This window comes from Afipia sp. MLSD5-FHT05B12, from assembly GCF_058793355.1.
This window is the reverse complement of record NZ_JBXAFS010000002.1, coordinates 222,881-245,624: the sequence shown is the minus strand read 5'-3', so window position 1 is coordinate 245,624 and position 22,744 is coordinate 222,881. Positions and strand designations below refer to the sequence as shown.

The window sequence follows — 22,744 nt, the reverse complement described above, 5'->3', positions numbered from 1 at the left end:
CCGGGAAAAGCGAAGCCTTTTGGCGCCAGAGCCCGGCTTTATACCCCATTTCCATCGTTTCTCTGCAAGCTTCCGGCAACATCTTCGCTCCACATTCCGCGCCACGGCGCGCCAGTGGAGCGCGGAAGAAATGCAGGTAGGAATGCCATGACAGTCTTGGTCACCGGAGGCGCGGGTTACATCGGCAGCCATACGGTTCGCGCGCTGGTGGATGCGGGCGAAAACGTCGTCGTGGTCGACAATCTCTCGACCGGCTTTTCGCAATTCCTGCCCGAGGGCGTGCCCCTGTTCATCGGCGACGTCGCCGACGAGAACCTCGTCGAGGGCGTGATCGCCGCGCACAATGTCAGCTCGATCATCCATTTCGCAGGCTCGGTGGTGGTGCCGGACTCGATGCGCGATCCGCTTGGCTACTACCGCAACAACACGATGACCACGCGCAATCTTCTGAACGCGGCGGTCAGATGCAACATCAGCCGTTTCATTTTTTCATCGACAGCCGCGGTTTACGGCAATCCCGACCAGATGCCCGTTGCCGAAGAGGCGCCGACACGTCCGCTGTCGCCCTATGGCTCGTCCAAGCTGATGACCGAGATCATGCTGCACGATGTCGCCTCGGCGCACGGCATGCACTACGTCGTGCTGCGCTACTTCAATGTCGCCGGCGCCGACCCGGAAGCCCGGATCGGCCTTGCAACCGTCGGCGCGACGCATCTGTTGAAGATCGCCGTCGAAGCCGCGACCGGACAGCGCGCCAAAATCGACGTCTTCGGGACGGACTATCCGACCGTTGACGGAAGCTGCATCCGCGACTTCATCCATGTCAGCGATCTGGCGCAGGCGCATTGCGCAGCGCTTGCCTATCTCGAAGGCGGTGGTCCCTCAGCCACGCTGAATTGCGGCTATGGCCGCGGCTATTCCGTACTCGAAACCATCGAAGCGGTGCGCCGGGCGTCGGGCCGCAACTTCGCGATTCAGTATGCCGATCGCCGCCCCGGCGACATCATGACCATGATCGCGGACACGGCACGCATTCGCGCCACGCTGGACTGGACGCCGCGATACGACGACCTCGACACCATCGCCCGCCACGCGCTGGCGTGGGAAGAAAAACTGCTGGCGGACCGGCTCCGGGACGGCCGGCAGGCCGTTTCAGCGTAGTGTAGAATTGACCGAAAAGCTCTGGTGTGGCGGTTCGCAAGTCCAAATGACCTTTGACGCGCGTTCCTTTGCGGACTTGCGAGCCAAAGCCACACCAGAATCATAATTTCCAGTGCCCTTTTGAATCCGAAGTTCGCTCTGAAGTACGCTGCAAAATGAGGCGAACTTCGGATTCAGGACACTAGTTTCACTTGAAAATCCGGTCCATAGCGGGCAAGAGACGGACATCGCAGAAACCCTGACGGGCGCCGGTTGCGCCGGCCGTCAATGGAACGCGGATGACCGAGCTTCCACGAAAAATTACTGACGACCCCTATGGGGCGGCTGCCCTTATTCGCCGCCTGATTACCGAACAGGGCCTCCAGCACTGGCGGCGCTACGCGGTCGCGTTCACACTGATGGCTATCTCCGCCGGCGCCACGGCAGCATCCGCGTGGCTGCTTGGCGAAGTGATCAATCAGACCTACGTCAATCGCAGCATCAACGGCATCGTGATGCTGTCGCTGGCGATCATCGTTCTGTTCACGCTCAAGGGTGCGGCGACCTACGGCCATACGGTCATCCTGTCGAAGATCAGCAACGCCATTCTCGCCAGCAATCAGCGCCGATTGTTTGCCAAGCTGATGCGCGAGAATGTCGGCTTCTATTCCGAACGCCATTCCTCCGAGTTCCTCGCGCGGCTGACCGCGGGCGCGCAATCCGTGACCCAGGTTCTCAGTCTTTTGATCAATGCCGTCGGCCGCGATTTCCTGTCGCTGGTCGGACTGGCTGCCGTGATGGTGATTCAGGACCCGTGGATGTCGCTATCCGGGCTGCTGATTGCACCACCTGCGTTGTTCATCATCCGCAAGCTGGTGAAGCGGATCAAGCGCCTCGCTCACGACCAGTTCACCGGCACAGCCGACATTCTCGAAACCATGCAGGAATCCCTGCAAGGCATCCGCACGGTCAAGGCGTTCACGCTTGAAGACACCATGCAGGCGCGGATCGACAGGAATATCGGGCTGGTCGAGGCCAACGCCAACAAGATGGCGCGGGTGCAGAGCCGTTCCAGCCCGCTGATGGAAACACTCGGCGGCTTCGCGATCGCAGGCTGCCTGATGTATGGCGGTTATCGCATCATCGCGACCGGCGCGACGCCGGGACAGTTCTTTTCGTTCATCACCGCGTTCCTGCTGGCCTATGAACCGGCCAAGCGGCTCGCGCGTCTCAACATCGAACTCAACAGCTACCTGATCGGCGCCCGCAAGCTGCTGGAAATCGTCGACAGCCCCGCGACCGAGCCCGATGACAGCGACAAGCCCGTGCTGCAACTGACCGAAGCCAAGGTCGAATTCCGCGATGTCACCTTTGCCTATCGCGGTAACGAGACCGTCCTCAACCGCATGAGCTTTGTCGCCGAGCCCGGCAAGGTCACCGCGCTGGTTGGCCCATCCGGCGGCGGAAAATCCACCGTGCTGGCGCTGCTGCTGCGGCTGTACGAAGCCAAGTTCGGCGCCATCGTGATCGACGGCCAGATCATCTCCGACGTGTCGCGGCGCTCGCTGCGCCAACAGACGGCTTATGTCGGACAGGACGTCTACCTGTTCCGCGACACCATCCGCGAGAACATCGCGTTCGGCAAAGCCGGGGCGTCGGAAGAGGAGATCGTCAACGCCGCGAAGGCCGCCTGCGCCCATGATTTCATCACGAGTTTCCCGCTCGGCTACAACACACCGGTCGGCGAACACGGCACGCAGCTCTCCGGCGGCCAACGCCAGCGCATCGCCATCGCCCGCGCGCTGGTGAAGGACGCGCCGATCATCCTGCTCGATGAAGCGACTGCCGCGCTTGACTCCGAGTCCGAGAAACAGGTGCAGGAAGCCATCGAGCATCTGTGTCAGAACCGCACCACCATCGTGATCGCCCACCGCCTGCACACCATCATGCACGCCGACCAGATTCTGGTGGTCGAGAACGGCACCATCGTCGAGACCGGGCGTCACGACGACTTGCTGCGGCGCGGCGGACGCTACGCATCGTTCTTCCGCTTGCAGCATCGTGAAGCCAACCCGCTGGCTCCTGTCGCCGCCAGCGCGTAAGGTCGCCTCTCCCGCCTCGTTGCCCTCCCAGAAACCGGAATTCCCATGAGCGCCAGCTTCGTCATTCCCGCACTCACGCAGCCATCCATTCCCGTCGCCGGTGAATCGAAATCGTTCCCGGTGCGCCGCATCTGGTGCGTGGGCCGCAACTATCTCGAGCATATCCGCGAGATGGGCAACGACGAGCGCCAACCGCCATTCTTTTTCGCCAAGCACGCCGACATGATCACCGGCGATGGCGCGACGATTCCCTATCCGTCGCTGACCAAGGATTTCCAGCACGAGGTCGAACTGGTGGTTGCGCTGAAGAGCGGCGGCGCCAACATCGATCCGGCCAAGGCGCTCGATCACGTCTACGGCTACGGCGTCGGCATCGACCTGACCCGCCGCGATCTCCAGATGGCGTCGCGCAAGAAGGAGCAGCCCTGGGAGATCGGCAAATCGTTCGATTTCTCCGCCCCGTGCGGCGCTCTCCGTCCCGCCGCCGAGATCGGCCATCCGGTGAAGGGCAATATCTGGCTCTCGGTCAACGGCACCGAGAAGCAGAAGGGCGACCTGTCCGAGATGATCTGGAACGTCGCCGAGATCATCGGCAAGCTCTCGCTCCAGGTCTCGCTCGGCGCCGGCGATATCATCCTGACTGGCACCCCTGCCGGGGTCGCCGCGCTCTCGCCCGGCGACAAGATCGAATGCGGCATCGACGGCATCGGCACGCTGAAGGTCGCGATCGGCTGAAATCGGCCTAAGCGGATTTGGCTGCGACGGCTGACGCCCTCGCAGCGCCGTGCGGCATCTCGCCGGCCGCATTGCGCAACCTGATGCGAAGCGGCCGTTCGACCAGATAATACAATACCGCAGCAGCGGCGACGCAGACACCTATCGCGAAAGCATAAGCCGCGATCGCAGCAAGCGGCCCCATCGCCGCAAGCCGATCCGGCCTGAAGACGATGCCCAGCGTCCGCAGCACCGGAAAATGCACCATATAGAGCGAGTACGAAATCTCGCCAAGCCAGACCATCGGTACGAGCGAGAACAGCCGCGCGGTGACACCACTCGACATCGCGAGCGTCGCAATGAAAACCGCAAGCAGAGCGACCAACGCAAAATCCGGTACGCCGAATGACGGCAAGACCAGAAACGCAGCCAGCGCCACCATGGCCATCGCATCGTTGAACGCGGACCTGCTTTCAAGCGCACGGCGCAACACGGCATAGCGGCACAGCGCCGCGCCGCAGACGAACGACCCGGCAATGCGCACCAGCGCCGACGGCGCAATCCACGCTCCGGAGAGGCCCCATCCCGCCCATGAGAAAACCAGCGCTCCAGCGCCGAGACTTGCAGCCGCAATCATCAGCAGCATCCGTGGATCGCGAATTCGGCCAAGGCCATAAGCGACGAGCGGGAAGCACAGATAAGCGAACCACTCGGCACTGATCGACCATGACGGCACGTTCCAGCTCACCTGATCGGTCACACCCCAGGCATGCACCAGCAAGACCTGCCACGGCAGCGCGCTGAACGTAAATGCTTCCGGCGACCGGAGATTCAAACCGAACCGCCCGGCGCCCAGCACGACAATCACCAGCGCTGCCAGAACCGCGATATGCACCGGATAGAGCCGGATGAAGCGATGCCACATGAAGATCGCGAATTTGCGCCCCGTAGGCTGTTCCATACTTTCGAAATAAACGTAGGTGAGAATAAAACCCGACAGCAGGAAGAACAGATCGACGCCGAGATAACCGCGCGACACCACGCCAACATGTGTGATGCCGATGGGAACATTCTGGTCCGCATGCAGGAACAGCACGAGAAATGCGGCCAGCGCGCGGATACCGGTAAGCGAGGCGATCGCCGGTTTTGCCTGCGTGCTGGCCATAACCGTCATCAGGTCACGCCCCCAACTGCTTTTCCACCGCCGCCGCGATGGCGAGCAGCCTGCGGTCGCCGCCGTGGCGGCCGACCAGCATCAGGCCGCAAGGCAGCGCGTTGCCGAGCCTGATCGGCAGCGAAATCGCGCAGGTGTCGAAGAAATTCCAGATCGCGGTGTTCATCAGCGCCTGGACGTTGCGCTTGTTGAAGCTCTCCATCGTGGAAATCTCATCCATCGCCGGTGCGACGATCTGCACCGTCGGCATCACCAGCACATCGACCTTGTCGAACACCGCGTCCATCTGCGCGATGCCGCGCTCGCGGTCGCGCAGGGCCAGGATGTAATCCGCGGCGCTGACCTTCTCCGAGCGCAGCAGGCGTGCCCGCACGTTTGGATCGACGCCCTCGCCCGCCTCCGCCAGCAGCGCGCGGTGAATCGCATAGGCCTCGGGCGGGGCGACGCCGCCGCGCTCGTTGGCCGCGTGCATGATGCTCAATGCATCAAGCGTGATGTCGGAGCCCTTCCAGTGCGAACTCAGCTTCGCCAGCGCCAGCGGATAGGCCTTGCCGACGATGTCATCCAAGCCCTCGATGGGATAGCCCTGCACCAGACCAACGCGGACATCGCCCAGCACCGGCGGCGACAGCGGCGACGGCGTCTCACCGGCCAGAATGGCGTCGGCATTGGCGCAATCGGCAACGCTGCGTGCGATCGGCCCGATGGAATCCAGCGTGAACGACAGCGGAAAGGCGCCTGTGCGCGGCACGCGCTTCACTGTCGGCTTGAAGCCGGTGACGCCGCAGAACGCCGCCGGAATGCGAGTCGAGCCGCCGGTATCGGTGCCGATGGCGATTTCGCCGATGTTATCGCCCACCGCGACAGCCGCGCCGGAGGACGAACCGCCAGGCACGCGCTTGCGGTCCGCCGGATTGCCCGGCGTGCCGTAATGCGGATTGGCCCCGAGGCCCGAATAGGCGAACTCGGTCATATTGGTTTTGGCGGCGATCACGGCTCCCGCCTCGCGCAGCCGCATGACGATGGCGGCGTCCGCCGTGGCGGGCTTGCTGCGCGTCGGCAGCACCTTCGATCCGGCGCGGGTGACTTCGCCTTTAACGTCGAACAGATCCTTGATGGTGATGACCGCGCCGTCGAGCGGGCCGCGCGAGCTGCCGGATTTGATGCGCGCGTCGGCGGCGTCGGCGGCCTTGCGGGCGTCGTCGGCATAGACGGTGAGGCAGGAGCGCGCGCCTTCCCCGGCTGGGTCGGCGATTTTCACAAGGGCTTGTTCAAGGCGATCACGGGATGAGGCTGTCATTGAGGCTGTCTTGGCTCTTTTTGATTTACGGGAAACGGGCCGGGAGAATGTATTTTCCGCAGCCAGAAGGCAATGCCTCTAAATTTTCGCATTCTCCGGGCGCATCGCGCGAAACCTCTCCCGGTCAGGTGAGTACGGTGCCCTCGTTATCGGGATGGCCGGAACAGGTTCGGCCATGACATTGGTTATGTGGGCGACGTCATCACCCTTCGCGGTTTTTCTCCATGTCGTCCCCGCGCAGGCGGGGACCCATAACCACCGAACGTCGTGATGGTGGCGAGAAGATCGCTCCGGCATCTCCCCTCAAATCGAGAACCCAGGGAGTATGGGTCCCCGCCTGCGCGGGGACGACATCGGGTGTGTGGCGCAGTCCCGCTTCACGCGTAGCCCGGATGGAGCGAAGCGCAATCCGGGACGAACAACGCGCCCGGCCCCGGATTGCGCTTCGCTCCATCCGGGCTACGATTATCCATAGCCGTGGGAGCTTCACACCATGCCCTCCTCCGAAATCGACGCCATCCGCGCGCTGTTGACAGCAAAGGCCCGGCCGGTCGGCTGGGCGCAGCGGCGTGAGCGGCTGGACGAGATCGGCTCGGTGTGGCCGGTCGCCGATGACGTTCAACTTTCAAGCGTCGATATAAACGGCGTGCCCGGTGAATGGTCGCTCGCGCCCGGCAGCGATGCCTCGCGCGTGCTGATGTTCTTCCACGGCGGCGGCTATTGCTCGGGCTCGATCACAAGCCACCGCCGCATGGTGACCGAAGCCGGACGCGCGGCCAAAATCCGCACCCTCGCGGTCGGCTATCGCCTCGCGCCGGAACATCCGTTTCCCGCCGCCCTGGATGACGCCATGACCGCGTGGCGCTTCCTGCGCAAGCAGGCCTATCTGCCCTCGCAGATCGCCATTGGCGGCGACAGCGCGGGCGGCAACCTCACCGCCGTGCTGATCAACGCGCTGCGCGAACAAAGCGAACATCCGTCCTGCGCGTGGCTGGCGTCGCCCTGGACCGATCTCACCATGTCAGGCGCATCGCTCGCGACAAAAGACGCTGTCGATCCGATCATCCACAAGGGATATCTCGGCGAACTCGCCGACGCCTTCGCGCCCGCGGGCATTGCGCGCAACGATCCGCGAATCTCGCCGCTGTTTGCCAATCTGCGCGGATTTCCGCCGGCGCTGATTCAGGTCGGCTCCCACGAGACGCTGCTTGATGACGCCACACGTTTCGCGGCAGCGCTGGGTGCCGCCGATGCCGATGTCACACTGGAGGTGTGGCCGGAGATGATCCACGCCTGGCCACTGTGGAACGCGCGTCTCGAGCCGGGCCGCCGCGCGCTCGCGAGCGTCGGTGCATTCATCCGCCGCCACATGTGAGCGGATTACTTCTGCAACACCACGTTGGCCGCGCCCTTCTCGACCATGTCGATCACCAGCAGCTTCACCGGCGCCTTGCCCTTGTTGGCGCCGAAGTGCCACTGATCGACCGCCTCCAGAATGAAATCGCCGGTCTTGAAGGTTTCAGTCTTTCCGGTATCGAGGTTGGTCACCTCGATGGTCCCCGCCTGCACGTAGCCATAGCGCGGAAACGGATGCTTGTGCTTCGGCAGCACCGCGCCCGGCGGAATCTCGTAGGTCGAGACGATGACCTGCGCATCCTTTTGCGGCAGCACGATGGGCTGGCCGCTCGATGTCGTGGTGGCGGACAGCACCGGCTTCACGACGATCTTGCTTATCGCAGGCTGCGTGTCGGCATGCAGCGGCGACGCGACCAGCATCAGGCCGAGCGCGAGGGCAAGAGATTTCATTGCAGTGAACTCCAGTGTTTCGTCATTCCGGGGCGCAAGCCGCGCGCGCGAACCCGGAATCCATAACCAGAATAAAATGGATTCCGGGTCTGTGCCAAGAGGCGCATCCCGGAATGACGTGTTGAGAGATCAAAGGTCCATGCCCGGAATAACGGCGGCGTACTTACTCATACACCATCACGCCGTCATCGACCTTGCCGTAGCGTAGCGAGACAATATCGAGGGCATAGTTCTGGTAGAGCTTCCACGGCCGCTTCGAGCCCTGCTTCGGCATCTTCGCCACCGAGCGCTGCACATAGCCCGAGGTGAAATCGAGCCAGTTCTCGCGCTGCACCTCGGGATCGGCATTGCGCGGGGTGCATTGCCTGTAACCATGCCTGTCCATGTAGTTGATCAGGCGGCAGACATACTCGCAGGTGAGATCGCATTTCAGTGTCCACGACGCATTGGTGTAACCGAACGACGAGGCGAGATTTGGCACGTCGGAATACATCATGCCCTTGTAGTTCAGCGTATTGGCGAAATCGACCGCGCGGCCGTCGACGCTGACCTGCATGCCGCCGAGCACCTGAAGATTGAGTCCCGTCGCGGTGACAATCAGATCGGCTTCGAGCTCGCTTCCGTCGGCAAGACGAATGCCCTTCGGCGTGAAGGTGTCGATGGTGCTGGTCACCACCGAGGCGCGGCCCTCCTTGATCGACTTGAACAGGTCGCCGTCCGGCACAAGGCATAGCCGCTGCTGCCATGGATTGTAGCGCGGCGTGAAATGCGTGCCGATGTCGTAATCCGGCCCGAGCGCATGGCGCACGCCGCCCAGGATCAACTGCTTGGCGCGTTCCGGCTTGCGGCGGCAGAGCTGGAAGAAATACATGCCCCACAAAACATTGCGCCAGCGGATCATGTGATAGGCGAGCTTGGCCGGCAGCTTCTCGCGCAGCTTGTTGGCGAGCGCGTCTTCGGCGGGCCGCGCGACCACGTAAGTCGGCGAACGCTGGAGCATGGTGACGTGCGCAGCGGTCTTGGCCATTTCCGGCACCAGCGTCACGGCGGTGGCGCCGGAGCCGATCACCACCACGCGCTTGCCGGCGTAGTCGATATCGCTGGTCCATTTCTGCGGGTGGACAATGCGGCCCATGAACTGATCGGCGCCGGGAAACTCCGGCGAATAGCCGCCCTCATAGGAGTAGTAGCCGCTGCACATGAAGAGGAAGCCGCAGGTGAAGCGCACGGGCTCGCGCTCAGGCCCCCGCTCCGCTTCCACCGTCCAGCGCGAGTCCCTGGAGGACCACGACGCGCTTTTGACGTGGTGGTTGAAACGGATCTTCTGCTCGATGCCGTTGTCGCGCGCGGTCTCGCGCACATAGTTGAGAATGCGCGGACCATCGGCGATGGCCTTGGGCTCGGTCCACGGCTTGAACGAATAGCCGAGGGTGTACATGTCGCTGTCGGAGCGGATGCCGGGATAGCGGAACAGATCCCAGGTGCCGCCGATGGCCTCACGCCCTTCGAGGATCGCGTAGCTCTTGCCGGGGCAGTTCTGTTGCAGGTGATAGCCCGCGCCGATGCCCGACAGGCCCGCGCCGACGATCAGCACATCGAAGTGGTCGTTGTTGGTTTTGGTCTTGTCGAGCATGTCGGTCTCCCTGCCGCGGATTAAACCGGCAAGCGGGGCGATCTGGCAATCGGGATTTCCGGTTTAAAACAGCAAAAAGCCCCATCATTGCTGACGGGGCCTTGTGATCCGCTTCGAAGCGACGTCCGTTTCAGTACATCCGTGAAACGAGCGAAAAGCTGGCGCAGGTTATCGGTACATCCGCGATAACCGCGCCTGGCTCTTTTTCTTACAGAACCTGCAGGTTTTCCGCGCTGGTCTTGCCGCGCATCTTGTCAACCTTGGCTTCGAACGAAACCTTCTGTCCTTCGGCGAGGCCGGTCAGGCCAGCACGCTCGACAGCGCTGATGTGAACGAACACATCGGTGCCGCCATCGCTCGGCTGAATGAAACCAAAGCCCTTTTGGCCGTTGAACCACTTCACAGTACCAGTCGTCATAACAAACAATCCTTTAGGCGCGTACATGCGCAGTTCCGCACGACGTCGCGCGGAGCCATCCAATCTAGCGATGTCTTAGGGTAAGGAGCCGGAGGGGACCGAAAAGGTCCAAAGGGCGCTTTAACAAAAGCTGTGCCGCAAATCGAATGCGCGGCTTGTAGCAGGTGGCTGGCTGATAGCAAGGACTCAATTGTGTTCATGTGGGGGCGTAACCGTCCGATGGGCGGGCGTTAACTCTCATCTCGTCGTCCCCGCCAACCGGTCCGGCTTCGCCGGCCCGATGACAGGCCAGCGGGGACACCCCATCAATCGCCGAACGTAATGATGTCGCGTCATCCTGAGGTGCGAGCCGCGCTTGCGGCGAGCCTCGAAGGATGCGCGGTTGCCTGTCGCCGCCGTCCTTCGAGGCTCGCAAGGGCTCGCACCTCAGGACGACGCAGACACAGTGCTCGGTCGCTATGGGTCCCCGCCTGCCGGGGACGACATCCGAAGTTTTGCGTGATCGTGCATGACTCCTTCTCCGATTCAATTTTCAAACAGCGGCGCGCGTGGGGCTTGCCCCATTCGCGCGAACAAAAATAAAGGCAAGGGTTCGCGATCTCGCGGCGCATTTTCGCGTCCGAGGTATGAGGTACGTTTCGTCGCCCTCGAAACAAAGGGCGCGCGGAACGCCGGATGCGCGAGCGCATCCGCAGCCCCGTGTGCAAAAGTAAAAAGCACACGAGCATAGTCACCACGAACACGCCGAAAACATCCGGCGTTCCGCACGCAATGGGTTACGGCTTGCTTCGTGCTCTCCCCGGTGATCGATCGCTTGATTGTCACCGTCGTCCCTGTTGAGGGTTTCCGCTCCGGTTGAAGCGGCTCTCTACCGGACTTGACGCCTGCGTATCGGGCGTCAGGACCACACGACTTGGGCCGTCCGGGCAACGTCGTCGTCAGCGCTTCATCGGCACCTCACGGACCCTTTACGGGGAATCCGCCCTGTTGCCTCATCCGCGCCTGACGCTGCCGCGTCCACCGCATCCCGCCCCGCGTCCGTGACGATCGCGAGCCGCCCCTCTTGGGACGGGATAAATAGGAATATATACCTTTAGAAACGAATGTCAATCCACAACGTTACCAATGGCAGATGCAGCCACATGCATCCCAGCGGCGAATAGCGGGGGTTGGCTAGGTAAAGTGCTGGCAAAGAATTGCGCGCGAACCGCGCGGAAGAATGTCAGGCAATCTAACCGACTAAAAGTAATTTCACTTGGTAGAAAAAATTTCCCTAAGAACAGAAGCGCTTTCATTGCTGGGGAGATTTACAATCTCGCGGTACAGTTTGACGACCAACCAGCAGTATTTTGCGTGTTTCGCAGGATCGAGGTTTTTAACATCAATTATTTTCAGATCGTCTGCAGAAAATCCACGACCAGTCAGCCTATCTCCCACCTTCTTCCACGCTAGAGTAGTGTCTAAAGCTGGAGGTCTTTTCGCCGCCGATCTTATTATTTGCTCTTCTAGACGAAGCTCCCGCTGCTTCATCTCTTCGGAAAGATACGAAAGGTGACTTCCAACGATCTCGCCTGAGGCAAAATTATAACAAGCTTGCACATTTTTTTGTCCAACCGCTTCATACTGATCCGCAGCCAATCTCCCAAAATCGATAATCACCACATCATCCGCAAGTGGTAAAAGCGATTTAACATATCCCCCTAGTTTCGACCGCAGCCTCCGGGTGAGATCACCTCGATTCTCACCCTTCGACAGTCCATTAAAAAAATCTTCGACTAGATCACCATACAGTTTTGGAAACCTCTCCTTTAACGCTACATAGACTCCAGAGGCTTTTTGTAGCGCCTCATCAACCGACTCTCGAGATTGATCGCTTCCGTAGCCAGACATCGCGAATTCCAAACCTGAGGAAACGCGGGTTACAACACCAGCAGAAACAAGTACTTCCGAACTCGGCTTCCACATGTCTTTATTTGGCGTGGAAAGCGCGCGATTAACAAAGCTAGGCTCGAAGCCAGATTCTCGGAAAATCCTACGCTCTATGCCGTCTGCGCGATCGTCTTGCTGATCCTCGCCACCGAAAGCACCCCGGTGAAAGCCCAGGACCGCGCCCTCTTTTAGTATTCGTTGAGAGCCACCAGCAAACGCCAATGTGCAGGCCGACATACACTTCGATGAAACATACGTGTTCAAACCATATTCTTTAATCAGACTGTTAAGCGCCGCTCCCTCTCCGAGTCGCCCTCCAACACTATCGAGATGAATTACTTTTACCTGACGTGAGGCTTTCAAAATTTTCCGCAGATCGTCGCTTAGGCCAAATTTAATACCACCAAAAACCTCAACCTCCGTTCCATTCGCCAGAAGCCGGATCGAGTAATCTGGTATGTCGGGGTCGTCCAAAAACGCGATACGAGCAGCCTCAGTTAATTGAGGAGCAGCGCTTTTCGCAAAAATGCCGGCAACCTGAATGAATCCGACAATCACCATGAATTTTGCGACACCCGACCATAAAGCCCTTTTACCCATCTCCGCTCGTTCTTCAATTCGAGCGTTCGCCGAACGCCAAATACCAACGAGTTGCCAGATAGACGCTGCAGCAAGAGTTACCCATAAAAGAACAAAGAAAATAAAGATCGATAAAGGACCAAATCCTTGTTTTGGTTTAATCACCTCGGCAAAAACAAGAGGCACGAATGCTGCAATAACAGTCCATCCAAAACCTATGACCCAATAAGAGACCCATAGCGGGAGTTCACCTCTCCAATTTTTCGCTATGAAGTTGTTGTATTTATGCTTCCGTATTCTTTCGGATTCACCTAGCTCAAGCGCAAGACTTGAACTGCGCTGCATTCCACCTTTCTTTGGTGACAACAAAACTCTAGCAAATGCACCAATTAGGAGGCCCACGATCGCCAATGAGACCGTCGTGCCGAACACGTAACCAATATTATGAGCAAGCCCATTCCCATTCCACGATTCGAATTTCTTTCCTCTCCATTCGAACAACAAATCACAAGCGCAAACAAAAAGGCCCACGACTAGACCGGACAACGCCCATTTCTCGATTCTTATTTTTTTGTATTTTGGATCAGTACCGAATACCTGAGATGCAGGAAGCCAATCCGAAAATCCTTCACGCCAGACAAGAACGTGATTTAGATCGACGTACTTTCTCAACCGCGCGACAAGCTCGGAATGCTCAAATGGTCCGTGCTGACCTTGCGAATCCAGCAAATACCAATTCTCGCCCATTTCGCCCCCACGAAATCGGTTAATCGGTCGCATAACCAGCCAGTTGGATTTGGCGGCATCAAACGGTGATGGGCCATTGTATGTTTGGCAGCTGGCACCGCAAGTAAAAAACATCTCAGACGATTTTACGATACTCGCCCCTACACCACCGCGTTTGTCGGCGTCGGGCGGTCCGTCGTCTGCTGGCCGAACAGCGAGCCGACAAGCTCGACCACCGTGCGCGCGGTGAGGCCGCGATTGTCCAGAAACGGATTGAGCTCGACCAGATCGAGCGAGCGCACCAGCCCTGAATCCTGAAGCATCTCCATCACCAGATGCGCCTCGCGGTAGGTCGCCCCGCCCGAAACTGTCGTTCCGACGCCGGGCGCGGACACCGGATCGAGAAAATCCACATCGAGCGAGACATGCAGCACGCCGTCGCGTGCGCTCACCCGCTCGATGAACTCGCGCATCAGGACGCTGACGCCGAACTCGTCGATCCTGCGCATGTCGGCGATCCAGACGTCGCGTTGCGCGAGCAATTCCTTTTCCAATCTGTCCACCGAGCGCAGGCCGAACAGGCCGAGCTGGCGCGGCGCGATGGACGAGCGCTCATCGCGCGGCAAGAGATCGTCCAGCCCGGGCTCGCCGCACAGGAACGCGCCGGACATGCCGTGCATGTTGCCGGTGATCGTCGTCATCGGCGTGTTGTAGTCGGCGTGGGCATCGAGCCACAGCACGAACAGCTCGCGCCCCTGTTCATGCCAGTGCCTTGCTACGCCGTTCACCGAGCCCATCGACAGCGAATGATCGCCGCCGAGAAACACCGGAATCGCGCCGGACTTCGCCATGGCGTAAGCGCGCCGTGAGGTCTCGCCGATCCAGGCCTTGATCTCGCGATAGTGCTTGGCGTTCGGTGGCGGCTTCTCGTCGCTGAAGCGAAGCTCGCGCGGCGCGATGTCGCCGTGATCCTCGACCTTGAAGCCGAGGCTTTCCAGAAGCTGTGCGATGCCCGCCGTGCGCAGCGCCGCCGGCCCCATCAGCGCGCCCTTTTGCGACGCGCCGACTTCGATCGGCACGCCGAGCAGGGAGATTTTCGTCGGGTATGTTTCGGAGGAATTGGGCACGGCGGGCCTTTCGGTGTGTCACCTTTCAGTCGGGCGGCGCGGCGGCGGCGGTTCCGCGCCAGACGAGCCTAACACATCGCTGCCATCCTTCGAGGCTCGGGCTTTGCCCTCGCACCTCAGGATGACGGATCACGTAATGATGCATCTGTCACCTTGGTTATGCAGTCGCCGCGCCGTCATCCTGAGGTGCGAGCCCTTGCGAGCCTCGAAGGATGACACAAACAGGAAAGCCCCGGATTGCTCCGGGGCTTTGCATTTCTCTCTGTCGTCATGGCCGGACTCGTTCCGGCCATCCACGCCTTTGATCGCCGCGAAGGAAGACGTGGATCACCGGGACAAGCCCGGTGATGACGAAGGGGCTTATTGTCATTCCGGGGCGCAAGCATCGCGAGCGAACCCGGAATCCAGAAGTTCCTTTCAAACTCATCGAGATTCCGGATCGGCCTGCTTCGCAGACCGTCCGGAATGACGTGAAAACAAAAAGCCCCGGATCGCTCCGGGGCTTTTGTGCTTCGCGTCATCCTGAGGCGCGAGCGCCGCGTAGCGCGCGAGCCTCGAAGGATGCGAACCGGATGATGTCATCCTTCGAGGCTCAGGCTTCGCCCTCGCACCTCAGGATGACGACATCTTGTCTCAATAGCGATAATGATCGCTCTTGTACGGGCCTTCCTGCTTCACGCCGATGTAATCGGCCTGGTCCTTGCGCAGCTCGGTGAGCTTGACGCCGATCTTGGCAAGGTGAAGCCGCGCGACCTTCTCGTCCAGCGACTTCGGCAGCACGTAGACTTCCTTCTTGTACTTGCCGTCCTTGTTGTTGGCGAACAGCTCGATCTGCGCCAGCGTCTGGTTGGTGAACGACGCCGACATCACGAAGCTCGGATGCCCCATCGCGTTGCCGAGGTTCACGAGGCGGCCTTCCGACAGCATGATGATGCGGTGACCGTCCGGGAACGCGATTTCATCGACCTGCGGCTTGATGTTGGTCCACTTCAGGTTCTTCAGGCTCGCGATCTGGATCTCGTTGTCGAAGTGGCCGATGTTGCAGACGATGGCGCGATCCTTCATCGCGCGCATATGATCGAGCGTGATGATGTCCTTGTTGCCGGTCGCGGTGACGAAGATGTCGGCCTGCGGCGCGGCGTCTTCCATGGTCACGACCTGATAGCCTTCCATCGCCGCCTGCAATGCGCAAATGGGGTCGACTTCCGAGACCATCACGCGGCAGCCGGCCTGGCGCAGCGAGGCCGCCGAACCCTTGCCGACGTCGCCGAAGCCGGCGACCATCGCGACCTTGCCCGACATCATGACGTCGGTGCCGCGGCGGATGCCGTCGACCAGCGATTCACGGCAGCCATAGAGGTTGTCGAACTTCGACTTGGTGACCGAATCGTTGACGTTGATAGCCGGCCACAGCAGCGTGCCGGCCTTCTGCATGTCGTACAGGCGATGCACACCCGTGGTGGTCTCTTCCGAGACGCCGCGGATCGAGTCGGCGATCGCCTTGAAGTAACCCTTCGGCTTTTCCTTCAGCTGCTTCTTGAGCAGCGCGAAGAACACTTCCTCTTCTTCCGAACCCGGCTTGTCGAGAAACGCGGTGTCGCCCTGCTCGGCACGCAGGCCGAGATGGACGTACATGGTGGCGTCGCCGCCGTCATCGAGGATCAGATTGGGGTGACCGCCGCCGTGCCAGTCGAACAGCTTGGCGGTGTAGTCCCAGTAATCCTTCAGCGTCTCGCCCTTGATCGCGAACACCGGAATGCCGGCGGCGGCGATGGCGGCCGCGGCGTGGTCCTGCGTCGAATAGATGTTGCACGAGACCCAGCGGATGTCGGCGCCGAGCGCCTTCAGCGTCTCAATGAGCACGCCGGTCTGAATGGTCATGTGCAGCGAGCCAGCGATGCGCGCGCCCTTCAAGGGCTGCTTCGGGCCGTATTCCTCGCGCGTCGCCATCAGGCCGGGCATTTCGGTCTCGGCCAGCGAGAGTTCCTTACGGCCGAAGCCGGCAAGGCCGATGTCGGCGACGATGTAGTCGGTGAAGCCTGCGGGGGCTTTCGCGGTGGCGGTGGTCATGTTCAACAATCCTGGTGCATGAGGGGCGTGGTTGCGCGGAGCTGCACGCAAATTCGTGGCTGCTTCTTCTCCCTCCCCCTTGTGGGGAGGGTGGCGCATCGAGAGCGAAGCGAACCGATGCGTCGGGTGAGGGTGTCGGTCTTAGTGATCATAGGCGAAAGACCCCCACCCCGGCCTCCGCTTCGCTTGGCCGACCCTCCCCACAAGGGGGAGGGATTATTCCGGCCTGGGTCTTGAACTCATTACACCGCGCGCTTGAGCGCGTCGGCGAGGTCGGTCTTTTCCCACGAGAAGCCGCCGTCGGCGTCCGGGGTGCGGCCGAAGTGGCCGTAGGCGGACGTGCGCGCGTAGATCGGCTTGTTGAGATCGAGGTGCTTGCGGATGCCGCGCGGGGTGAGGTCCATCGCCTCCGACACGATCCGCTCCAGCGTATCTTCCGGAGCCTTGCCGGTGCCGTGGGTGTCGACATAGATCGACAGCGGGCGCGCCACACCGATGGCGTAAGCGAGCTGCAAGGTGCAGCGATCCGCCAGACCCGCCGCGACAATGTTCTTGGCGACGTAGCGCGCGGCATAGGCCGCCGAGCGGTCGACCTTGGTGGAGTCCTTGCCGGAGAATGCGCCGCCGCCGTGCGGAGCCGCGCCACCGTAGGTGTCGACGATGATCTTGCGGCCGGTGAGGCCCGCGTCGCCGTCGGGACCGCCGATGAAGAACTTGCCGGTCGGGTTGATGTGCCAGATGGTCTTGCCGTTGATCCAGCCTTCCGGCAGCGCCTTGCGCACGTAAGGCTCGACGCGCTCACGCACCTGGTTCGAGGTCATGTCCTCGACCAGATGCTGATGCGACACCACGATCTCGCGCACGCCGACCGGCTTGCCGTTTTCATACTGCACGGTGACCTGGCTCTTGGAGTCGGGACCGAGCACCTTTTCGGTGCCGTTGTGACGCGCTTCCGAAATCAGGCGCAGGATCTTGTGCGCGTAGAAAATCGGCGCCGGCATCAGCTCGGGCGTCTCGTTGGTGGCGTAACCGAACATGATGCCCTGGTCGCCCGCGCCCTCTTCCTTGTTGGTGCCGGGCTGAAGCGCGTCGACGCCCTGCGCGATGTCGGCCGACTGCGGATGCAGGAGGATTTCGATGTCGGCATTCTTCCAGTGGAAGCCGTCCTGCTCGTAGCCGATGTCCTTGATCGCGGCGCGCACGGTCGCCTCGATCTGATCGTTGGTGACGGTAGCCGGGCCGCGGGTTTCGCCCGCGATCACGACCTTGTTGGTGGTGGCGAGCGTTTCGCACGCGGCGCGGATCGCCCACGGATCGATGCCGGCCTTGGGGCCTTCACGGAAAAACAGATCGACGATCTCGTCCGAAATCCGGTCGCAAACCTTGTCCGGATGACCCTCAGAAACCGATTCACTCGTGAACAGATAAGACGCGCGCATCAACCAATCCCTTCCAGATGGGCCGCGGTCGGCCCGTTTGAATTTTCAGAACCATGGCTCAGAACCAGGGCTCCATCTTCACTTGACGTATTTTCATGACGCGAACGATCGCCGCTCCGCTTGAAAACACCATGAACTCTTTCAATCGCGACGCCGGGAGATGACGTAGGATTCGTCGTAGAACCAGAGACCGTTATGCTTGCGCAGCACGTCCCTGGTGGCGTCGAGATAACGGCCGCTTTGCGTGACTTCGTCCAGGCGGTCGTCTTCGACCTGAGCGACATACACCGCCGCATTCCATGCTGCAAAGGCCGTCGATGTCCCGATCGGCCCTGTGACTTCGTTGGGCAGCGCTTCCATGTCGTAACGGAAAATCGAGCGGTTATCCGCATAGGCATTGAAGTTCAGATCGCGCCCGGCCGATCCCAGCTCGTATTTCACGGCGCGCAGTAACTCATGGCGGCTGACCGCGAAAGGGTTTTCTCCGGGCCAGACCGACTGCACAATTTCCATCCCGGGATCGTGACCGTAGGAGTGAATCCCGATCAGCCGGCCGCCGGCGCGCAGCGCACGGGCCAATGGCGCAACAATCTTCTTGGCGCGGAAATTCAGCGACGATCGCGCCCGGTACGGCTGCGAGGCGATCACCAGATCGAAATTGGCCTCGACCCGCCCTGCCCGCGGGATCATGGCATCGAGCAGGAACCGGTGGTCCTCGCGGTAGATCACCAGTGCGATCGGCCGCTCATAGACCGGCATGCCGGAGCGCGTGCTGACAGCGGCGCGCCAGTTTTCTTCCAGAAACGGCTGCAAATCGGCGATTTGCGTCTCGAATTCGCCGGACGACGAGCCGCGCAGCGCGACCTCGCGCCAGATCATGGCCGCGGCGGCGGTCGGCGATTTCGGCGCCAGCCATGGGGCTTCTGCGTAGTTCATGTTGGTCAGAACGAACACGGTGGCCGGATGCTCGAACAGCCGATCCGGCACCTTTTGCAGGGTCAGCCGCACGTCCTCGAGGCTGATCTCCTTGCCGGCGATATAGAACGGCATGTTCGGAAAGCGGCTGTGCATCGCGCGCATCACCCGCGCCAGCACGGTCCCGTCGCCCACCCCTGCGTCGAAAACACGCAAGGCGGGCGGACGCGGATGGATGCTCCCCAACTCCAGCGTCACCCGGTCGGCGATCACCCGCTTTTCCGAGCAGGTGTGGACGAACAGCAGATACTTCTGCCGGTTCTCGAAAAACCGGAAATTGCCGGTGGGATCGCGCTTCTCGATCGGCGGTTCCGGCACGCTGACGACCGGCACGCCATCCCCAAGAAAAGCTCTAATCCGTTCCAGCGTGTCGACGGTAATGCGCTTGCCCTCGCGCAGCCGATGCACCAGCTTGCCGTCGTTCACCGCGCGGCGGCCAAACGTCGATTCCGCCATGCCCGCCTGACGGCAGTATTCGGAGATCTGAGCCAGTAGCTGGTCGTTTTTCATCAGACCGGTGGGCAGGGTTTGGGTGGGCCGGAATTTGTGGGCAGAATGAATTATGTGAAGTCTTCTACCATCTTCTGCCCACGATTGAAACCGACATTCCGGAAAATCACAGCCTTTAAATCAGCCCTATCCGCGCCCACCCGAACGAGGATACGTGTCCTCGCGGGATATGAGTCCCATCACTCCAGGGTCGGCATCCATGTTCGTGAAACTCGCTGCGTCCGCGCTTCTTTTCTGTGTGCTGGCCTTCGGCGTGGCGACCGCCGATCCCGCGACACCGACGGGCAAATGGCTTGCGGAAGACATCGACGGCGGCGGCGTCATCGACCGGCTGCAAACGACACTGGAGATTCGCGACGACGGCATCGTCAACGGCATAGGCGGCTGCAACCGCTATGCGGGCTCGGCAACGGTCAGCGGCAACACGATCAGGTTTCTGCCGATGGCGAGTACACGCATGGCGTGCTCAGCCGCCGTGATGAGGCAGGAAGCGAAATTCCACAGCACGCTGGAAAAAGTCAGGACGTGGCGCATCGATCAGGCGCAGCGGAAACTCCTGCTGCTCGACGGCCAGGGTTTCGAAATGATGCGCTTCAGCAGGATGGATTGAGTCTGGCGGCAGTCACCGTTGCTCCAGCCTCGCTTGCTCCAGCCTCGCTTACCAGAAGAGCGATCTCACTTTGGCCAGTGAATATCCGGTGCGCGATCCAGTCGCGACAGGCGGCGACGGCCAAGTTGCCTGCCAGCAGCGCGCAAACCTTGCCATCTGGCGGAACGGAAAACAAATCGCCCCAGCCATTAATGACACAAAGCTGTTTCGTGCCGCACGCCGAAGCCGGTTCGCATCCTTTTTATAGAAATCGTAGTCGATCAAGCCGCCCGGTGTTTTGCGAAATTGCGACATCTTGCTTCTCCATCTCTCTGGTCCGTCGTAGGATGACGCGCCTTACGGAATTGCGCTTTGAGACGGCATTGATTTTTCCTTGAGATTGGCTGTGCGAGCCGCCCCCAGTGAACCCCGCTATGCAGTTCAGATTTGGCAATTGTTCGCTCGATCCGGCGCGCCGCGAGTTGCGCCTCGGCGGCGCGGTCGTCACCGTCGAGCCGCAGGTCTTCGATCTGATCGAGTTTTTGGTGCGGCAGCGCGATCGCGTGGTCTCGCGCGACGCGCTTATCGAGAATGTCTGGAACGGACGGATCGTATCGGAATCGACGCTGGCGACCCGCATCAACGCCGCGCGCAGAGCCATCGGCGACGACGGCACGCGGCAGGCGCTCATCAAGACCATTCCCCGCAAGGGCGTCCGCTTTGTCGGCGATGTAGAGGAACAACAAACCGGCCGTCAGCCGGCGACAGGCACCCCTCAAAATCCGCCACCGCAGGACATCCGCTTTTGCCGGACATCGGACGGCATCAACCTGCCCGTCGCCAGCGTCGGCAGCGGGCCGGTGCTGGTGAAGCCGTCGAACTGGATCAATCATATCGAGTACGACTGGATCAGTCCTATTTTCTCGCCGCTTTTCACGCGGCTCGCAGCGCGCTTTCAGCTCACCCGTTACGACGGGCGTGGCACCGGTCTCGCCGACCGCGACGTGGCCGACATTTCCTTCGATGCATTTGTGCATGACCTAGAAACAGTCACCGCGACAATTGCCGGTCCCCCCTTTGCCTTGTTCGGCCTTTCTCAAGGCTGCGCGACGGCAATCTCTTATGCCGTCGCTCATCCAGAACGCGTCTCCCACCTCGTGCTCTACGGAGGATACGCGCAGGGCCGCAACCGGCGTGGCGATCCCGATGACGACAAGAAGGCGCAAGCCTTTGTCGCCATGATGCGGCAAGGCTGGGGCGAGGACGGCTCCGCCTTCATGCGGGCTTTCAGTTCGATCTATCTTCCCAGCGGCACGCCCGAACAGATCAAATGGTTTGCGGACATGCAGCGCGTCGCCTCCTCAGGAGAAAACGCGGTGCGCCTGCGGCAGGCTTGCGACGATATCGACGTAACCGACCTCCTGCCGAAGGTCACCGTCCCCACACTCGTCATTCATGCCCAGCACGACAATGTCGTACCGTTTGCGCAAGGGCGGCGGCTGGCGTCTTCGATTCCCGGCGCGCGGCTGGTGACGCTTGGTTCCGAGAACCACGTTCCGCTCTACGGCGAGCCGTCCTGGGAGATTATGGTCTCGGCGATCGAGGAATTTCTTCACACGAAGATCCCTGAAATCGCACCATCAGGCAAAACTGATACCTAAACCTCACAGGCGCAGCGGAAACTCCTGCTGCTCGACGGCCAGGGTTTCGAAATGATGCGCCTGAGCAAGATGGACTAGCGCAACAGATAGCGTTGCGCCGCCTCAACCAAAAGCTTCAGCTAAAATGCACGTCGCTGATGTCGATGGAGACCATCAGCGGATCGAGCGCGGCGCGGTGATCGGGACCGCGCGTATAAGCCCGCCGCTTTGACGGCAGCTTGAGCCCGTCGGCCTCGATATAATTGAAGACATGCTGGGCCGCGTCGAATCCGCCCGCGACATCGACATTGTAGTCGTGCCGCCGCAGCAGGAAATCCTCGCCGAAGAAGAAGTCCTGAATGTCGCTGTGGGTGGCGATCGATTTGGGAAAGCGCGCACGGACCGCGCGCCAGGTCTCCTTGCCTTCGCGCCATGGCTCAAGCTCCGAGACTTCGACGCCCTTCATTGCGAGGTGAAACGGCGTGGTCAGATAGGTCCACAGCGCGTAGCCGTTGAAGTAGGCGCGATGCAGCGGTCCCCATGGTGTCAGCTTCTCGTGTCCGTCGAACAGCGCCCGCGGATCGCGACGCTCGGCCACCACCCTTCCGTCGAGCTTTTCGATGGCAATGCGATCCGGCGTGAAGTGGGTGCGCTGGTCAGCGGCTCCGAACGGCGTGACCGACGCGAATTCCTGATGCAGCGAGACCGTCATGCGGCGCGGATTGGCGTCCTGCACCAGTCCCTTCATGCCCCAAAGTTCGCCGCCGGACACGATCGTCGCTTCGACCTTCTGAAATGAGTTCCAGCGGTCGATGCCGCCATGGGCGTCGATGATGTTGGTCAGCAGGTCTTTCATGGCTCGCTCCATCGTCA

At 61.0% G+C, this 22,744-nt stretch carries 18 protein-coding genes; 6 read left to right on the top strand and 12 right to left on the bottom strand.

The window, feature by feature from the left end:
• Positions 1–147: 147 nt before the first annotated feature.
• From galE to AC1Q6J_RS03400, 3 genes are all read left to right on the top strand, one after another.
• On the top strand, positions 148–1,161 hold the full coding sequence (gene galE / locus AC1Q6J_RS03410; RefSeq protein ID WP_492277927.1) for a UDP-glucose 4-epimerase GalE: 1,014 nt from the start codon (positions 148–150) through the stop codon (positions 1,159–1,161).
• Between the two features lie 278 nt (positions 1,162–1,439).
• Complete coding sequence (locus AC1Q6J_RS03405) at positions 1,440–3,242, top strand: ABC transporter ATP-binding protein (protein WP_492277926.1); 1,803 nt, start codon at positions 1,440–1,442, stop codon at positions 3,240–3,242.
• Between the two features lie 45 nt (positions 3,243–3,287).
• Positions 3,288–3,977: a fumarylacetoacetate hydrolase family protein gene (locus AC1Q6J_RS03400; protein ID WP_492277925.1), complete on the top strand. Its 690-nt coding sequence runs from the start codon at positions 3,288–3,290 to the stop codon at positions 3,975–3,977.
• A gap of 7 nt (positions 3,978–3,984) precedes the next feature.
• Here the strand turns inward: AC1Q6J_RS03400 and AC1Q6J_RS03395 are convergent, their stop codons facing one another.
• Both AC1Q6J_RS03395 and AC1Q6J_RS03390 read right to left on the bottom strand, forming a co-directional pair.
• Entirely contained in the window at positions 3,985–5,130 is a 1,146-nt protein-coding gene (locus AC1Q6J_RS03395; RefSeq protein ID WP_492277924.1) for an acyltransferase family protein, read from the bottom strand.
• Between the two features lie 4 nt (positions 5,131–5,134).
• Positions 5,135–6,496 carry an amidase gene (locus tag AC1Q6J_RS03390; RefSeq protein ID WP_492278153.1) on the bottom strand — a complete coding sequence of 454 codons (1,362 nt, stop codon included), beginning with the start codon at positions 6,494–6,496 and terminating at the stop codon, positions 5,135–5,137.
• Positions 6,497–6,923: 427 nt separating this feature from the next.
• Between AC1Q6J_RS03390 and AC1Q6J_RS03385 the strand changes: the two genes are divergently transcribed.
• Entirely contained in the window at positions 6,924–7,805 is an 882-nt protein-coding gene (locus tag AC1Q6J_RS03385) for an alpha/beta hydrolase (protein WP_492277923.1), read from the top strand.
• 5 nt (positions 7,806–7,810) lie between these two features.
• On the opposite strand, the gene AC1Q6J_RS03380 is transcribed toward AC1Q6J_RS03385, so the two are convergent.
• The 8 genes from AC1Q6J_RS03380 to AC1Q6J_RS03345 form a co-directional block, all read right to left on the bottom strand.
• The gene (locus AC1Q6J_RS03380; RefSeq protein ID WP_492277922.1) at positions 7,811–8,236 is read right to left on the bottom strand and encodes a cupin domain-containing protein; all 426 of its coding nucleotides are present in this window, start codon (positions 8,234–8,236) and stop codon (positions 7,811–7,813) included.
• Positions 8,237–8,399: 163 nt separating this feature from the next.
• Positions 8,400–9,869, bottom strand: a complete 1,470-nt coding sequence (locus tag AC1Q6J_RS03375; RefSeq protein WP_492277921.1) for a flavin-containing monooxygenase — start codon at positions 9,867–9,869, stop codon at positions 8,400–8,402.
• Between the two features lie 208 nt (positions 9,870–10,077).
• Positions 10,078–10,287 (bottom strand): cold-shock protein, encoded by a 210-nt coding sequence (locus AC1Q6J_RS03370; RefSeq protein WP_492277920.1) that lies wholly within the window; start codon positions 10,285–10,287, stop codon positions 10,078–10,080.
• 1,251 nt (positions 10,288–11,538) lie between these two features.
• A complete protein-coding gene (locus AC1Q6J_RS03365; RefSeq protein WP_492277919.1) occupies positions 11,539–13,542 on the bottom strand; it encodes a GYF domain-containing protein in 2,004 nt (667 codons plus the stop codon).
• 140 nt (positions 13,543–13,682) lie between these two features.
• Positions 13,683–14,648: an arginase gene (gene rocF, locus AC1Q6J_RS03360; RefSeq protein WP_492277918.1), complete on the bottom strand. Its 966-nt coding sequence runs from the start codon at positions 14,646–14,648 to the stop codon at positions 13,683–13,685.
• 633 nt (positions 14,649–15,281) lie between these two features.
• On the bottom strand, positions 15,282–16,718 hold the full coding sequence (gene ahcY, locus AC1Q6J_RS03355) for an adenosylhomocysteinase (protein ID WP_492277917.1): 1,437 nt from the start codon (positions 16,716–16,718) through the stop codon (positions 15,282–15,284).
• A 242-nt stretch (positions 16,719–16,960) separates the two neighbouring features.
• The gene (gene metK / locus AC1Q6J_RS03350; RefSeq protein ID WP_492277916.1) at positions 16,961–18,157 is read right to left on the bottom strand and encodes a methionine adenosyltransferase; all 1,197 of its coding nucleotides are present in this window, start codon (positions 18,155–18,157) and stop codon (positions 16,961–16,963) included.
• Positions 18,158–18,298: 141 nt separating this feature from the next.
• On the bottom strand, positions 18,299–19,642 hold the full coding sequence (locus tag AC1Q6J_RS03345; protein WP_492277915.1) for a hypothetical protein: 1,344 nt from the start codon (positions 19,640–19,642) through the stop codon (positions 18,299–18,301).
• Positions 19,643–19,841: 199 nt separating this feature from the next.
• Here AC1Q6J_RS03345 and AC1Q6J_RS03340 point away from each other — a divergent pair, with 199 nt between their 5' ends.
• Positions 19,842–20,252 (top strand): META domain-containing protein, encoded by a 411-nt coding sequence (locus AC1Q6J_RS03340; protein ID WP_492277914.1) that lies wholly within the window; start codon positions 19,842–19,844, stop codon positions 20,250–20,252.
• A gap of 48 nt (positions 20,253–20,300) precedes the next feature.
• On the opposite strand, the gene AC1Q6J_RS03335 is transcribed toward AC1Q6J_RS03340, so the two are convergent.
• On the bottom strand, positions 20,301–20,546 hold the full coding sequence (locus AC1Q6J_RS03335; protein WP_492277913.1) for a hypothetical protein: 246 nt from the start codon (positions 20,544–20,546) through the stop codon (positions 20,301–20,303).
• 119 nt (positions 20,547–20,665) lie between these two features.
• Between AC1Q6J_RS03335 and AC1Q6J_RS03330 the strand changes: the two genes are divergently transcribed.
• Positions 20,666–21,892, top strand: coding sequence for an alpha/beta hydrolase (locus tag AC1Q6J_RS03330; protein WP_492277912.1), 1,227 nt, complete (start codon positions 20,666–20,668; stop codon positions 21,890–21,892).
• 115 nt (positions 21,893–22,007) lie between these two features.
• On the opposite strand, the gene AC1Q6J_RS03325 is transcribed toward AC1Q6J_RS03330, so the two are convergent.
• Positions 22,008–22,727 (bottom strand): hypothetical protein, encoded by a 720-nt coding sequence (locus AC1Q6J_RS03325; protein ID WP_492277911.1) that lies wholly within the window; start codon positions 22,725–22,727, stop codon positions 22,008–22,010.
• Positions 22,728–22,744 lie beyond the last annotated feature (17 nt).